12 protein-coding genes are annotated in these 13,880 nt (G+C 55.6%); 7 read left to right on the top strand and 5 right to left on the bottom strand.

The window, feature by feature from the left end:
- The first annotated feature begins 6 nt into the window (after window positions 1-6).
- The 5 genes from HFD92_RS04930 to rmf all read left to right on the top strand — a co-directional run bounded on the left by HFD92_RS04930 (window position 7) and on the right by rmf (window position 5,848).
- Window positions 7-1,923, top strand: coding sequence for an ABC transporter ATP-binding protein (locus HFD92_RS04930; protein WP_058957434.1), 1,917 nt, complete (start codon window positions 7-9; stop codon window positions 1,921-1,923).
- A 14-nt stretch (window positions 1,924-1,937) separates the two neighbouring features.
- Complete coding sequence (gene pqiA / locus HFD92_RS04925) at window positions 1,938-3,206, top strand: membrane integrity-associated transporter subunit PqiA (protein WP_167428421.1); 1,269 nt, start codon at window positions 1,938-1,940, stop codon at window positions 3,204-3,206.
- Entirely contained in the window at window positions 3,193-4,836 is a 1,644-nt protein-coding gene (pqiB, locus tag HFD92_RS04920) for an intermembrane transport protein PqiB (RefSeq protein ID WP_009091050.1), read from the top strand. The genes pqiA and pqiB overlap by 14 nt, the downstream gene beginning before the upstream one ends.
- Window positions 4,833-5,402: a membrane integrity-associated transporter subunit PqiC gene (gene pqiC, locus HFD92_RS04915; protein WP_009091049.1), complete on the top strand. Its 570-nt coding sequence runs from the start codon at window positions 4,833-4,835 to the stop codon at window positions 5,400-5,402. Before pqiB ends, pqiC begins: the two co-directional genes overlap by 4 nt.
- Before the next feature lie 278 nt (window positions 5,403-5,680).
- Window positions 5,681-5,848: a ribosome modulation factor gene (rmf, locus tag HFD92_RS04910; RefSeq protein ID WP_008925875.1), complete on the top strand. Its 168-nt coding sequence runs from the start codon at window positions 5,681-5,683 to the stop codon at window positions 5,846-5,848.
- Between the two features lie 68 nt (window positions 5,849-5,916).
- Here the strand turns inward: rmf and fabA are convergent, their stop codons facing one another.
- Together fabA and HFD92_RS04900 are read right to left on the bottom strand one after the other, a co-directional pair.
- On the bottom strand, window positions 5,917-6,435 hold the full coding sequence (gene fabA / locus HFD92_RS04905) for a bifunctional 3-hydroxydecanoyl-ACP dehydratase/trans-2-decenoyl-ACP isomerase (protein WP_009091047.1): 519 nt from the start codon (window positions 6,433-6,435) through the stop codon (window positions 5,917-5,919).
- Window positions 6,436-6,503: 68 nt separating this feature from the next.
- Window positions 6,504-8,372 (bottom strand): Lon protease family protein, encoded by a 1,869-nt coding sequence (locus tag HFD92_RS04900; RefSeq protein WP_167428420.1) that lies wholly within the window; start codon window positions 8,370-8,372, stop codon window positions 6,504-6,506.
- 53 nt (window positions 8,373-8,425) lie between these two features.
- Between HFD92_RS04900 and matP the strand changes: the two genes are divergently transcribed.
- Window positions 8,426-8,893 carry a macrodomain Ter protein MatP gene (gene matP / locus HFD92_RS04895; protein WP_009091043.1) on the top strand — a complete coding sequence of 156 codons (468 nt, stop codon included), beginning with the start codon at window positions 8,426-8,428 and terminating at the stop codon, window positions 8,891-8,893.
- A 95-nt stretch (window positions 8,894-8,988) separates the two neighbouring features.
- Here the strand turns inward: matP and ompA are convergent, their stop codons facing one another.
- Window positions 8,989-10,059, bottom strand: coding sequence for a porin OmpA (ompA, locus tag HFD92_RS04890; RefSeq protein WP_009091041.1), 1,071 nt, complete (start codon window positions 10,057-10,059; stop codon window positions 8,989-8,991).
- Between the two features lie 350 nt (window positions 10,060-10,409).
- Complete coding sequence (gene sulA, locus HFD92_RS04885) at window positions 10,410-10,901, bottom strand: SOS-induced cell division inhibitor SulA (protein ID WP_167428419.1); 492 nt, start codon at window positions 10,899-10,901, stop codon at window positions 10,410-10,412.
- A 210-nt stretch (window positions 10,902-11,111) separates the two neighbouring features.
- Here sulA and HFD92_RS04880 point away from each other — a divergent pair, with 210 nt between their 5' ends.
- Window positions 11,112-11,741 (top strand): TfoX/Sxy family DNA transformation protein, encoded by a 630-nt coding sequence (locus HFD92_RS04880; RefSeq protein WP_058958010.1) that lies wholly within the window; start codon window positions 11,112-11,114, stop codon window positions 11,739-11,741.
- Here HFD92_RS04880 and yccS read toward each other — a convergent pair.
- On the bottom strand, window positions 11,738-13,879 hold the full coding sequence (yccS, locus tag HFD92_RS04875; protein WP_370525218.1) for a YccS family putative transporter: 2,142 nt from the start codon (window positions 13,877-13,879) through the stop codon (window positions 11,738-11,740). The two genes, HFD92_RS04880 and yccS, sit on opposite strands and share 4 nt — an antisense overlap.
- Between the last annotated feature and the right edge of the window lies 1 nt (window position 13,880).

The raw sequence follows: 13,880 nt of genomic DNA, 5'->3' as shown, positions 1-13,880 counted from the left end.
GATTACATGTCATTAATCAGTATCCACGGCGCCTATCTCTCCTTCAGCGATGCGCCGCTGTTAGACAACACCGAACTGCATATCGAAGAGAACGAGCGCGTCTGTCTGGTCGGCCGTAACGGTGCAGGTAAATCCACCCTGATGAAGATCATCAACGGTGAACAGCCCCTGGATGATGGTCGCATTATTTATGAAACCGACCTGGTCGTGGCGCGTCTGCAACAGGACCCCCCACGCAATATTACCGGTTCGGTTTATGACTTCGTGGCTGAAGGCGTTGAAGAGCAGGCAGAGCATCTGAAAGCTTATCACGCCATTTCCCATCTGGTGATGGACGATCCAAGCGATAAAAACCTCAACGAGATGGCGCGTCTGCAGAGCATTCTCGACCATCAGAATCTGTGGCAGCTGGAAAGCCGCATCCATGATGTACTGGAGCAGATTGGCCTGAAGCCCGATACCGAGCTCTCATCGCTTTCGGGTGGCTGGCTGCGTAAAGCGGCGCTGGGCCGTGCGCTGGTGAGCAATCCGCGCGTTCTGATGCTGGATGAACCAACGAACCACCTGGATATTGAAACCATCGACTGGCTGGAAACCTTCCTGAAGAATTTCAGCGGCAGCATCGTCTTTATCTCCCATGACCGTTCGTTTATCCGCAACATGGCGACGCGGATCGTCGACCTTGACCGCGGCAAACTGGTCTCCTGGCCGGGCAACTACGATCAGTATCTGGCGGGTAAAGAGGAAGCGCTGCGCGTCGAAGAGATGCAGAACGCGGAGTTTGACCGCAAGCTGGCGCAGGAAGAGGTGTGGATCCGTCAGGGCATTAAAGCCCGTCGTACCCGCAATGAAGGTCGCGTGCGTGCGCTGAAAGCCCTGCGTCGCGAGCGTTCTGAGCGCCGTGAAGTGATGGGCAAAGCGAACATGCAGGTGGGTGAAGCCTCCCGCTCGGGCAAAATTGTCTTTGAACTGGAAAATGTCGATTACGCGGTCGATGGCAAAGTGCTGGTGAAGGACTTCTCTTCCCAGGTGCAGCGTGGCGATAAGATTGCTTTGATCGGGCCAAACGGCTGCGGTAAAACCACACTGCTGCGCCTGATGCTGCAACAGCTTAAGGCCGATCATGGCCGCGTGCATTCCGGCACCAAGCTGGAAGTGGCCTACTTTGACCAGCACCGTGCGGAGCTGGACCCGGATCGCACCGTGATGGACAACCTGGCCGAAGGCAAGCAGGAAGTCCTGGTCAACGGCAAACCGCGCCACGTTCTGGGTTATCTGCAGGACTTCCTGTTCCATCCGAAACGGGCCATGACCCCGGTGCGCGCGCTCTCCGGTGGGGAACGTAACCGCCTGCTGCTGGCGCGTCTGTTCCTGCGTCCCAGCAACCTGATGATTCTCGATGAACCGACTAACGACCTCGACGTCGAAACGCTGGAACTGCTGGAAGAGCTGATTGATGGTTATCAGGGCACAGTACTGCTGGTCAGCCACGATCGTCAGTTCGTCGATAATACCGTGACCGAATGCTGGATTTTCGAAGGGAATGGCGAGATTGGCACCTTTGTTGGCGGCTACCACGATGCACAACAGCAGCGTGCAGCCTACCGGCAGCATAAGGCCTCAGCCCCAGCCAGAGCGGCAACCAGCACCGCGAAGCCCGCCGCAGAGAAGAGCGAGGCGAAGCGTAACGTGAATAAACTCAGCTATAATCTGGCGCGTGAGCTGGAACAATTGCCGCAAAAACTGGAGCAGCTTGAAGCGCGCATCGGTGAACTGCAGGCGAAGATGAGTCATCCGGACTTCTTCAGTCAGCCACACGATCAGACGCAACCGGTGCTGGATAATCTTGCTCAGGCCGAGCAGGAGCTGGAAACCGCGTTTGCGCGCTGGGAAGAGCTTGAGTCACTGAAAAACGGCGCGTAGGGCAGGGCTAGCGGATGTGTTCAGCAGTGAAAAGTAACGCGTGGATGCTCTGTCCACAGTGCGATTTAACGATCAGGCTGCCGGACATTCCCGCTGGCAGCCGGGCATCATGCCCGCGCTGCCACACTGCTCTGACGGCGAACTGGCATGAACCGCGTAAACGACCAACGGGCTATGCGATGGCAGCGCTGTTTATGCTGGTGCTGGCGAACCTGTTTCCATTCGTCTCCATGAAGGTGGCCGGGCTGACCAGTCAGATCACCCTGATGCAGATACCCAGAGTGATGGTGTCGGAAGATTACAGCAGTCTCGCCACGCTGTTTCTGCTGTTCGTGCAGGCGGTTCCCGCCTTCTGCATGATAACCATCCTTCTGCTGGTCAATCCGATACCGTTACCCACATCGCTCAGAGTCGGTCTCGCCCGAATCCTGTTTCATCTGCGCAACTGGGGCATGTCAGAAATCTTCATGGCTGGCGTGCTGGTCAGCTTCGTCAAGCTGATGGCCTATGGTGAAATCGGACTGGAAACCAGCTTCTGGCCCTGGGTTCTGTTCTGTCTGCTGCAGTTGCGTGCCTTTCAGTGCGTCGATCGGCGTGCGCTGTGGGATCGCCTCTCACCCCGACCCGCACTGCCGCATGCGCCCGAGGTGGGCGTCAGTGGCCTGGCGCAGGGCCTGCGATCCTGTCCCTGCTGCACCGCCATTCTGCCTGCGGATAAGCCCATCTGTCCGCGTTGTGGCGTCCAGGCACAGGCCCGGCGTAAGCACAGCCTGCAATGGACGCTGGCGCTGCTGCTCACCTCGGTGCTGCTCTACATTCCGGCTAACCTGATGCCGATTATGGTCACGGAGACGCTGGGCAGCGCCTATCCCTCCAATATCATGGCGGGGGTGATTGTGCTGTGGGCTGATGGCTCCTATCCGGTGGCGCTGGTGATCTTTATCGCCAGCATCATGGTGCCGACGCTGAAAATGCTGGCAATTGGCTGGCTCTGCTGGGATGCCAGCGGACGCGGACGGCGGGACAGCCACAAAATGCATAAGATTTATGAAGTGGTCGAGTTTGTTGGCCGCTGGTCGATGATCGACGTGTTTGTGATTGCCGTGCTCTCTGCGCTAGTGCGTATGGGGCAATTAATGAATGTTTATCCCGCGTGGGGGGCAGTTCTGTTTGCGATGGTGGTGATCATCACCATGATCGCTGCCATGACCTTTGACCCGCGATTACTCTGGGATCGTGCACGTGAAAACACAATGAAGGAGTCGCGCCTTGACGGAAACTAACCACGGCCATGCAAAGGTGGAACAGATTAAGCGCTGGTCGCCGGTCTGGATTGTCCCCATCGTCACGCTGCTTATCGGCGGATGGATCCTCTTCTATCACTTCAGCCATCAGGGGCCGGAAGTGACATTAATTACTGAAAACGCTGAGGGCATTGTGGCGGGTAAAACCACCATTAAAAGCCGCAGCGTGGATGTCGGTGTGGTGGAAAGCGCGGTGCTAAGCGACGATCTCCATCATGTGGAAATTAAAGCGCGCCTGAACGCGGGCATGGACAAGCTGCTGCACAGCGATAGCGTGTTCTGGGTCGTGAAACCGCAGGTGGGCCGTGAAGGTATCAGCGGCCTTGGCACGCTGTTGTCAGGCGCCTACATCGAACTGCAGCCCGGCACGAAAAACCAGGCACCTGAGCAGTACAAGCTGCTGGATGCTCCGCCGCTGGCGCCACCGGATGCTAAAGGGATCCGCATCATACTGGACAGCAAAAAAGCCGGTCAGCTTAATCCGGGCGATCCGGTTCTGTTCCGCGGCTACCGGGTCGGTACAGTGGAAACCAGCTCGTTTGACACCGATAAACGCATGATGACCTATCAGTTGTTTATTGCCGCGCCTTACGACCGCCTGGTGACCACCAACGTGCGCTTCTGGAAAGACAGCGGCATCGCCGTGGATATGTCCGCGTCAGGCATGCGGGTCGAAATGGGATCGCTGACCACGCTGTTCAGTGGCGGTGTCAGTTTCGATGTGCCGGATGGCTGGGATCTGGGTGAAGCGGCGACAAATCATGCCGACTATCATCTGTTTGACGATCAGCGCAGCATCCAGGATTCGCTCTACACCAATCACGTCGACTACGTGCTCTTCTTCTCAGACTCCATTCGCGGTCTGCAGGCTGGTGCACCGGTTGAATTCCGCGGCATTCGCCTCGGAACCGTGTCACAGGCACCGCTGATGAAAGCGGGTCTGGATCAGGCACTGAACAACGATTACCGCGTTCCGGTGCTGATTCGCATTGAGCCGGATCGCTTTATCAGCCGGCTGGGCGAGAATTTCGATCTGGAGCAGCATCTGCAGGATGGGAAGAAACGTGGCCTGCGTGCCACGCTGAAAACCGGCAACCTGCTGTCGGGTGCGCTCTATGTCGATCTCGACTTCTATGACAATGCACCAGCCTACAAAGGCCCGCAGAAAGTCTCAGGCTATGAAGTGATCCCAACCGTCAGCGGCGGACTGAGCCAGATTCAGCAGAAACTGATGGCGGCCCTGGATAAGATCAACAGCCTGCCTCTGAACGGCATGGTCAATGAAGCGACCGGTACGCTGAAAGAGAGTCAGAAGACGATGCGCGATCTGCAGCGCACTATCGACAATATCAACAAAGTGACCGCCAGTCCGGCAATGAAGACCCTGCCGGAAGATCTGCAGCAGACGCTGCGTGAGCTGAATCGCAGCATGAAAGGACTGCAGCCCGGTTCGCCTGCTTACAGTAAGCTGGTCGGGGATATGCAACGACTGGATCAGGTGCTGCGTGAACTTCAGCCGGTGCTGAGGACACTCAACACCAAGAGCAATGCGCTGGTATTTGAGGCGAAACCGGGACAGGATCCCCAGCCGAAGAGGGCGAAACAGTGAAGAAAGGATTGATACTTTGTGCCGCGCTGGTGATGAGCGCATGCAGCAGCAGCGTTGACAATACCTGGTATCAGCTGCCCTCCGGGGCGGCCTCCATGCAGGTCAGCAGCAGCCAGATGAACGAAGCTCAGCCGATGCTGTGGGTGCAGCAGGTGACGGTGCCGGATTATCTGGCCGGCAACGGGCTGGTCTACCAGACCAGTGACGTCAAATATGTCATTGCCGCCAACAACCTCTGGGCCAGTCCGCTTGATCAGCAGCTGCAACAGACGCTGATCACCAATCTGAGCAAGGCGCTACCTGGCCGGCTGGTAGCCGGATCGCCGCTGGGCGCGCAGCACGACACGCTAAATGTCACTATTACAGGCTTTCAGGGGCGCTACGACGGCAAGGCGATTGTCAGCGGTGAATGGACGCTTGAGCATCAGGGCCGTCTGACCAAACAGGCATTTAATATTGTCCTGCCGCAAACTGAAGATGGCTACGATGCCATGGTCAGAACGCTGGCCACCGGCTGGCAGCAGACGGCGCAGCAGATCGCCAATAGTGTGGTTGCGCTAAATTAAGAATATTATGAATAAATAAGCTAAGCCCCTGATGAAATGTCGCGATATAACGGCATGATTCAGGGGTTTTTTATTAGCTTAATCAGGGCGATAGTGTTGCCATCTCCATCACAAAACCGCGCTTTCTTTTCCGATTAAGGTCACATTTATGACAGTGGCATGAAGATTGCGCATTGATCTTTGGGTGCGCAGGGGGTAGAACGTAAGAGTGGTTGAACATTAATTCACCACTTTTCTTTCCACCAGATTCCACAGACCTTACATGAGGGACACGGAGTATGAAGAGACAGAAACGAGACCGCCTCGAACGCGCCCATTCACGTGGTTATCAGGCAGGCATTACTGGACGCTCAAAAGAGATGTGTCCGTATCAGTTGATTGACGCTAAGTCTCACTGGTTGGGAGGTTGGCGACAAGCCATGGAGGACAGGTCGGTAGCAGCATAACCGGATGTCACTGAAAAAGGAAAATAACCTCCGCCTGGCGCGGAGGTTTTTGTTTCTGTGCAGAATGCTCAGAATGCCGCGGTGTCTTTGAACAGACCCACTTTGAGATCGCTGGCGGTGTAGATCAGATTACCGTCAACCAGCACTTCGCCATCTGCCACGCCCATCACCAGCTTGCGGTTGATCACGCGTTTGAAGTGAATGCGGTAGGTGACTTTCTTCGCGTCCGGCAGGACCTGACCAGTGAATTTCACTTCACCCACGCCCAGCGCACGACCTTTACCTTCGCCGCCCAGCCAGCCCAGATAGAAACCTACCAGCTGCCACATGGCATCCAGACCCAGGCAACCTGGCATCACCGGATCGCCGATAAAGTGGCAGCCGAAGAACCAGAGATCGGGATTGATATCCAGTTCTGCTTCAACAAAGCCTTTGTCATATTTGCCGCCGTCTTCGGTCATTTTGACCACGCGGTCCATCATCAGCATGTTGCCGGAAGGAAGCGGCGGACCATTTTCGCCAAACAGTTCACCACGACCTGACAGAATCAGATCTTCTTTGGTATAGGATTCGCGTTTATCTACCATGTTTTCAATAAGCCTTGTTTTAGTGAATCACGAATATTAGCGAACAGTTGTACGCTGAGCAAATCGGATTAACGCTGGTTGAACCAGTTAAGCCAGCGCAGCGCCCAGGGACGTTGCGGGACATCCGGCTGGTTGAACAGGCTGATGCGTTCCTGGATGGTGTGCAGCAGGCAATCGCCCTCGCCATCCTCCGTACGCCATATTTTACCGGTCAGTAGTGGCAGCGCCTCATCAGCACGTTCTACAGCCCAGATGTGGAAACGGCCCTGTTCTACCGCACTGACCACTGCCTGGCTGAGGCTGAGATGACGCACATTACAGGCCGGGATAATGACGCCCTGCTGGCCGGTGAGTTCACGCTGATGGCAGATCTCGAAGAAACCTTCAATCTTCTCATTCAGGCCGCCTACCGGCTGGACGTTGCCGAACTGATCAACCGATCCGGTGACGGCAATCTGCTGATTGATTGGCTGGTTAGCCAGCGCGCTGATCAATGCACAGAGCTCGGCCAGAGAGGCGCTGTCGCCATCAACTTCAGAGTATGACTGCTCAAATACCATTGACGCTGAAAAGGGCAGTTGCTGATCGAGCTCCAGCTCTGCAATCAGGTAAGCCTGCATGATCATCATGCCCTTAGCGTGGATATTGCCGCCTAGCTCCGCCTTACGCTCAATATCCATGAACTCCCCATCACCGGGGTGAACGACGCAGGTAATCCGTGTCGGATCGCCCCAGGCGCGGGGATGGCCAGGATATTCAACGACCGAGAGGCCGTTGATCTGACCGACCACTTCACCTTCGGTTTCAATCAGAATCTGTCGCAGCAGGATTTCATCCCGCATCCGCTCATTGAGATAGTTCTCACGCCATAAGCGGGCTTCCAGTGCGTCGCGAAGCGCTTCGGCATTGAGCGTGTCACCCATCAGGGCTGACTCGCGCATCTGGCGCTGCAGCCAGCGCGGACAGAGGGGCAATGTCTCCTGATCGCCGCTATAGCGGACACCCTCTTTAATCAGTTCCGGCCAGAAGTCCGCTTCCGGAACCGGCAGACCCGCCTGACGCGCCAGCTCTTCGTTCCAGCGACACCAGGCCAGCATGTCATCTTCATCCAGAATCTGAATGTTCTCTTCAAATTCGGTATAAATCGCCATTTCATGCGCTTCAGGATCGAGCTCCTGAAAATCGGCCAGCACCTCGCGGTCTCCGCACAGCACCAGATTCAGCCTGAGCGGCACAGGCGGAACAGAGACGGGCAGGGGCCGGCGCTCGTCCTGGGAAGTCCACTCCACGTAGCCCTGCTCAATCGCTTTTTTCAGGCGCAACCAGAGGATCGGCTGGGTCATCAGGCTTCGCAGTGAGAGCACCAGCGTACCGCCATTGGCGCGATGGATCAGGCCCGGCTCAGGCTGGAGGCGATCTTTAGACTGGCGTACGCAGCCAAACAGCTGCTCCATCTCAACCCATTCAGCAAAATGAATACCACCCTGACTGGTGAACGGGCGCTGAGGATCGGAGGGCGGCAGGAGCGTGATAGTGTCACCCATGATATGGTAATCACCGCCGTACAGCGTGGTACTGTCGGGCATCACCCGCTGCGCGGCCTGGGCAATGAAGGTCAGATAATCGCGATTCTCCTGGCTTCGAACCAGCAGTAACGGGAATCCCTGCGACTGATGATGTAAATGCGCCAGCGCATTCAGCAACCGGGGCTGTACCGTTGCCAGAGCATCAGTTTCTTCATCAGCAATTCGGGAGAAAACGGATTGGTATGGTGCGCTATCCGGCTGTAAGGTCTGCCACGTAAGTTGGGTGCTGGTCAAAATAATCGCATTTATCTGTTTTAAGAAAAGCGAGATTATACAGGATTCACCCTGGTTAAGCACTGCAGACTTCCTGGTGAAGTTGTGAGGCTGACAGCATGTTTTTCGTTGCTGCATCCGGGAAAAAAGCTGTTATTCTTAGCTCGTTACGTGATCACGATGAGATTCCGATGAAATACCAGCAACTCGAAAATCTTGAAAGTGGATGGAAGTGGAAATACCTGGTGAAAAAACATCGGGAAGGTGAACTGATCACGCGTCACCTTGAATTGAGTGCGGCGCAGGCGGCAGTCGATAAACTGCTGGCGATGGAAAATAATCCGGTGACGGTGAATGAATGGATTGCTGAACATATCCATGCCGATCTTGATAACCGGCTGAAACAGACCATCCGCGCACGGCGGAAACGCCATTTTAATGCAGAACATCAGCATACCCGAAAAAAATCGATCGACCTGGAGTATCTGGTCTGGCAGCGACTGGCCGGACTGGCACAGCGGCGCGGCTGTACCCTCTCTGAGACCATTGTTCAGCTGATCGAGGATGCGGAACGCAAAGAGAAATATGCTACGCAGATGTCGAGTCTGAAGCAGGACCTGCAGGCGATTCTGGGTAAATCAGGTTCAGAAAACGACTAGCCGGGCAGGTGGAGCAGGGTGACCAGCTCTGAACATTCCTTTATTACCGGCATAAAAAAACCCCGCCTTAGCGGGGTTTTTTATTACGTGTTAACTTAAGCCTGTGGCTGAGTTACAACGTCTTTGATGCCTTTAACGTCGATTTCTACGCGACGGTCCGGCGCCAGGCAGTCGATCAGGGCGTTACGGCCTTTCACGCTGTCACAGGTGTTGCCGGTAACTGGGTTAGATTCACCCATGCCACGTGCAGAGATCTTGTTAGAAGGGATACCTTTAGATACCAGGTAATCTACGACTGACTGAGCACGTTTCTCAGACAGTTTCTGGTTGTACTGCTCTGAACCGATACGGTCAGTGAAGCCCAGTACGACAACGGAACCATCTTTAGGATCCATTGAGCTCAGCTGGCTGTACAGCTGATCCAGAGCCTGCTGGCCTTCTGGCTTCAGGGTCGCTTTGTTGAAGGTGAACAGAACGTCAGACTTCAGAGTGAAACGCTTGGTTTCAACAACGGGTGCTGGAGCTGGGGCCGGAGCCGGAGCTGGTGCAGCGACGTCATCCTGACCGAAGCGGTAAGAAACGCCTACGCTCAGCATGCCGTTGTCTGGACGTGCACCAACGGTCTGTGCATCACCGATGTTGTTAACCCACTGGTAGTCCAGGCGGGTAGCCCAGTTTTTGGTCAGTGCGTATTCAACACCTACAGCAGCCAGCGGAGATACGCCGGTGTCGTGGTCGCTGATGCGGCCAGTAGTTGGGTTAGTCTGCGTAGCATCTGCACGCCATACCATGCCGCCCAGACGGGTGTACACGTCCAGATCGTCATAGATTGGGTAGCTCAGTTTAGCTGCCAGCTGAACGCCCTGTGCTTTGAATGCGCCGTTAGTCACGGTGCCTTTGTTAGGCATGCGACCCAGCCAGTCATAGCCCAGCTCGAAACCCAGGTATGGGTTTGCCTGATAACCAACGAACGCACCTGCGCCCAGCTGGCTTTCATGAGTTGGACCGTTGTTGTTCTCGTAACCGTGGCCGTAGTAGCCAGTGTCGTGATACTGAGACCAGCCCAGTTTAGCACCGGTGTACCAGGTGTCATCTTTCGGAGCGGCCTGCGCTACGGTAGCGAAGCCAGCCAGTGCCACTGCAATTGCGATAGCTGTCTTTTTCATTTTGCGCCTCGTTATCATCCAAATAGGCAATGAGCAAAAAGGTTGCTCTTGGTTTAAATCCTTCGCCGGGTCAAAACGCTCGCTTATGACTCTACCGCAAAAAACGGAGGTTATTGAGCACCCTGGCGAGATAAAGTCTACAACGAGATTGGAAACTTACAAGTATGATGTGAGGCGCTTCTGTAAAAAAACAGCGATTTATACACAATTTCTAACAATTAGCCTGGTAGTATTGTCGCGGCAGCAAGCCTGAAAAACCTGCTAAACCATTGTCAATGCTCGAACTAACAGAATCAGTGGTTTAGCGACGACAGATAAGAAAAATAGCTTGAGAAACTTCTTATTTTTACTTAATGAAACAAATCCGACTGAATTTTTATGGAGTTTTGTGGTCTGAGAGGCGCTTCCAATGTCCCGCCTGAACGCAAAATCAGCCCCAGCGCTTCACCCTCTGCTGCCGCATTTTCCAGTTGACGACGCTCATCTTCATCCAGCTCGTAGGGGATCCATGCCAGTACCACGCTGTAATTACCTGTGCGTAACGCCCTGACCATCGCCTCAACCGCATTCAGTCGTTCTGAATCGGCGATGTGCATGCTTTTATTCAGCGGTAATCCCGATTCCTGTAGCCAGGCGCGATTCAGCTTATGCGCGGGGGTTAACCACAGCTGCCAGCGTGATTGCTGACTCAATTGCTGCAATAACGGTAGCAGTAACATCTGCATCATTCCGGGCTGCTCACTGTAACGTAACTCTGTGATTCCACCAGGCTGAGCCGCCGGAACAGAAGAGTACGCATAACGATGAGCATAGCGTGCATTATCAGGATGTTGGGTTCGCATAAGTTAATCACCAGCAGTTGACTGTATGAATATACAGTACTGTCATCCTGGATAAAGATCAACCCAAATTTCTGAAAACGCCTCGCAAAAACGCGACAAGATTAGGCGAACCACTATTTATTCATTGAACCCGCTTACGCTTTTTCCTATCTTCTAATTGCCTGATACCCAAGGCAATTTACGGTCTGTTTCTGACATGGAGGTGGTGCAATGAAAAAGGTGAATCCGGTTGTAGAGCGCTCCAGAGCGCATCTGGCCCCGCTGGGAGCCATTGAGTCCCGTACCCAGTTCGGCGGGTATGCACTGGCGGTGGAGAGTGTGGTTTTCGCGTTAATTAATCAGGGTGAGCTCTACCTGCGCGCCAGTGAACCCCTGCAGGCGTACATCACCGATCGTCCTCTGCAGCCGCTGGTGTTTCGCAAGCGGGGGAAGCTGGTCAGTCTCAATTACTACCGCGTCGATGAGACGTTATGGCGCGATCCTGAGCACCTGCTGGCGCTCTCCGCCGCCTCACTGGAAACGGCGCAGCTGGAGTTGCAGGACAGGCAGGGTTCACCGCGACTCAAAGATCTGCCCAACCTCAGTGTCCGGCTGGAGATGATGTTGTATGACGCGGGTATCATGAGCGTCAACCATCTTTACCAGATGGGGGCCAAACAGTGCTGGCTGAAGCTGAAAGCCATCAACCAGCACGTCGGATTTCAGACATTGCTGGCGCTGCAGGGCGCAATCACCGGTCATCATGCTGCTGCACTGCCGCAGGCAACCCGGGCCGAGCTGAACGCCTGGTTTCAGCGCACGCTGTTATCTGACACAGCGCCCGGAAGCAGCAAAGGTTAGTCGGCGAGTAGCGTGCGGCGCAGGCGAGCCATTTCAGGCGTCAGAGCCACCAGCAGACCGAGTTGCTGGAGCACCAGTGGCGCACGCGTATCTGCATCCGCGGCCAGCTGGCTGATGCGCTGAGCTAACGGCTGGCGCATCGCCTCTGCCTGTTCGTCACTGACCACCTCCGTCTGCAGCACATCTTCCACGTAGCAGACGGTGTCATCCAGCAGCGTGAGGAGTGCCGGGTCGCTGATCTTATCGCGGTGAGCACCCAGCGCAGAGATGTAACTCAGAAACGAGTGGTTAGAACAGAGCAGCTGGAAAGCGGATTCACGTAGTTTCTGGCTGGTGCGACTTTCACTGCTCATATTTGACACCACCGAGGCCAGCTCAGCATCGGCATTGTGCGCATCACGACGCGCAATGCGATAGGCGAGTCGGTTGTCTTTGCCCTGATGGTACTGCTCCATGATGGCGTCAAGATAACGACAGTTCGCCTGCAGAGTCCGTTCTGCCACGGCCGGTAACTGACGGAAACGCCAGTCAGGCCAGATAAAGGCCACAGCCAGCCAGGCCAGCCCACAGCCCAGTAAGGTATCCACCACCCGTGGCAGGGCGACCTCAAATCCTTCACCTAACAGGTTAAAACAGAGCAGCACCAGCAGCGTAATAAACAGCGTGGCCTGCGCATACTGGACCTGTCTGAAGGCAAAAAAGAGCACGCCGGAGATAACGATCAGGATTAACTGACCTTCTATGGAGGGCACCAGCCATAAAACGGGCAGTCCAATCGCAATACCGGCCAGCGTCCCGCCGATACGCAACGCCAGGCGTCGCTGCGTTGCATTGTAGTTAGGCTGACAGACAAACAGACTGGTCAGCAGAATCCAGTAACCGCGTTCCAGTCCGGTCACCTGAATAAAACCGTAGCCGATACAGAGCACCACAGACATCCGGACAGCATGCCGGAACAGCGCCGACGCGGGCGTGAGATGTCGGCTGAAGCGCAGCCGTATATCACTCCAGCCACTGAGCCCTTCACGCGACAGCAGATTGTCGCTGTGCTGAGTGTCTTCCCCTGACAGGGTCTGTTCAGATTCAATCGAGGCGAGTTGAGCGTCGATGGCACGCAGATTACGCAGCAGCCAGAAGAGCGCACGCGTATGGGCGGCTTCCGGTTCACGCTGCTCCAGACGCTCTATGGCTTTCTGCAGACGTTCAAACGCGCGCTCAAACCGGCTGTCATGCACCCATCTTTCGCGCATCAGGATGCAATGCGCCAGCTGCCTACACGCCTGAGCCTGCATATTCAGCAGTCGCTGGAAGCGAAACAGAATTTCGTTATAGCGCCAGTCACCCCGCAGCAGGTGATATTGCAGGTGAGATGAGCTGGCCCGTTCATGAATGTCCTGCGCCACAAAGTAGTAGTGGAGGCTGCGGCGGGTTCCGCGTGAGCCGCGATCGCCGCGCAGACGACTCTGCAGCGTGGTTTTGGTCAGGTTGAGCTGGGCCACTAACTGGCTGTTGACCATTGCCGCCTCCACAAAGGCGGCATCATCCTGTTCACCCGCATCCGGGTCGAACAGATTCGCTTTCGCATCCAGATAACGCGCCAGTTGTGAAAAACTGCCGGCCAGCTGCTCCTGCACCGGTCGCACCGGGAACATCAGGTGACCCAGCAGTGTCAGCAGGTTGTACCAGAGCGCGCCGACCAGCAGCAGGATCGGCTGCATGTACCACTGACTGAACAGCCCGATGCCAAGCATGGTGTAGACCGCAATCAGCAGCGCGCCAAAGGCGATCGTCGCATAACGCTGACCCAGCGCGCCCAGCAGAATAAAACCCCAGGTTGAGATCGCGAGGCCAGCGATAAAGGCCAGAGGCCAGGGAAACAGTAACTCGACGGAAACCGAGGCGATGCAGAAGCAGAGCAGGGTAATCAGCAGATTCTTCAGGCGACCCGCCAGACGATCATCGAGATCGGCCAGCGCCGCCGCTACCACGCCCAGCGTCAGCGGGATGGTCCACTCAATCTGGTGCAGCCACCAGGGAATGGCGGCGCATCCGCTCAGCGCAAACAGGATGCGCAGCAGATAGCGCCAGGCGCTGTTAAACAGATATTTGCGCCAGCCCGGCAGCGTAGCTGACATCATA

This window comes from Pantoea sp. EKM101V (genome assembly GCF_011800325.1).
Classification (GTDB): Bacteria; Pseudomonadota; Gammaproteobacteria; order Enterobacterales; family Enterobacteriaceae; genus Pantoea; species Pantoea anthophila.
This window is presented reverse-complemented; position numbering and strand designations above follow the sequence as displayed.

Excerpts from the sequence above, each read along its gene's own strand:
- HFD92_RS04930 (WP_058957434.1), top strand. The coding sequence starts at position 7 with ATGTCATTAATCAGTATCCACGGCGCCTATCTCTCCTTCAGCGATGCG.
- pqiA (WP_167428421.1), top strand. The coding sequence starts at position 1,938 with ATGTGTTCAGCAGTGAAAAGTAACGCGTGGATGCTCTGTCCACAGTGC.
- rmf (WP_008925875.1), top strand. The coding sequence starts at position 5,681 with ATGAAGAGACAGAAACGAGACCGCCTCGAACGCGCCCATTCACGTGGT.
- fabA (WP_009091047.1), bottom strand. The coding sequence starts at position 6,435 with ATGGTAGATAAACGCGAATCCTATACCAAAGAAGATCTGATTCTGTCA.
- HFD92_RS04900 (WP_167428420.1), bottom strand. The coding sequence starts at position 8,372 with ATGCAGCAACGAAAAACATGCTGTCAGCCTCACAACTTCACCAGGAAG.
- matP (WP_009091043.1), top strand. The coding sequence starts at position 8,426 with ATGAAATACCAGCAACTCGAAAATCTTGAAAGTGGATGGAAGTGGAAA.
- ompA (WP_009091041.1), bottom strand. The coding sequence starts at position 10,059 with ATGAAAAAGACAGCTATCGCAATTGCAGTGGCACTGGCTGGCTTCGCT.
- sulA (WP_167428419.1), bottom strand. The coding sequence starts at position 10,901 with ATGCGAACCCAACATCCTGATAATGCACGCTATGCTCATCGTTATGCG.
- HFD92_RS04880 (WP_058958010.1), top strand. The coding sequence starts at position 11,112 with ATGAAAAAGGTGAATCCGGTTGTAGAGCGCTCCAGAGCGCATCTGGCC.
- yccS (WP_370525218.1), bottom strand. The coding sequence starts at position 13,879 with ATGATGTCAGCTACGCTGCCGGGCTGGCGCAAATATCTGTTTAACAGC.